This is a genomic window from Bradyrhizobium sp. SRL28 (assembly GCF_018596315.1).
In the GTDB taxonomy this organism is placed as follows: Bacteria; Pseudomonadota; Alphaproteobacteria; order Rhizobiales; family Xanthobacteraceae; genus Bradyrhizobium.
In genome coordinates this window covers 1-593 of record NZ_JAHEAG010000202.1, presented here as the reverse complement: position 1 = coordinate 593, position 593 = coordinate 1, and the positions used below count along the sequence as shown (strand labels likewise).

1 protein-coding gene is annotated in these 593 nt (G+C 66.6%); it reads right to left on the bottom strand.

Features of this window, described 5'->3' with window-relative positions:
• Window positions 1-593 (bottom strand): DUF1522 domain-containing protein (locus KIP88_RS45985; RefSeq protein WP_214494647.1); only part of this gene is annotated, 593 nt, incomplete at both ends.

The window sequence follows — 593 nt, the reverse complement described above, 5'->3', positions numbered from 1 at the left end:
TCGGCGTTGGCTCCGGTCGAGATTTGCAGCGCGCCGGCAACGATGGAGGATTTGGTCTGACCGCTGGCCGTGCTCGGCGTTGCCGCACCCGAAGCGATCGACACCGTCTGCACGCCGGTAGCGAAGTCAATCGCATTCAGCACGTCGGCGACGGTGCCCTGGTTGAGGTAGACCGTCGAGTTGCCATTGCCGTCGGTGACGGTGTTGCCGGTCACGCCCGATCCAGTCGGAACGTTGGCGGCCGCAGGCGTACCACCGTTCTTGAAGGTGATCGTCTTGCCATTCACGTTCAGCGTCGAGCCGTCCTGGACCAGGCTACCGAGGGCACCGGCGGCCGTGGTGCGGCTCGCGCTCACCGTGGCATTGCCGGAACCGGTTGCGGTCGTCAGGCCCAGCGCCTTCAGCATGTCGGCCTCGCCGACGATGCTGAGATCAGCGCCGGTCGAGGTGGTGAGCGTGATCGCGCCACCGCCGCTGATTGCAGCGACTGTCTGGCCGGCGTTCGCGGTAATCGTCGCCACACCCGCCGACACAGCGGCGTTCTTGACGCCGCTGGCGATATCGATCGCGCTCAGGATGTCGCCGACCGTCGC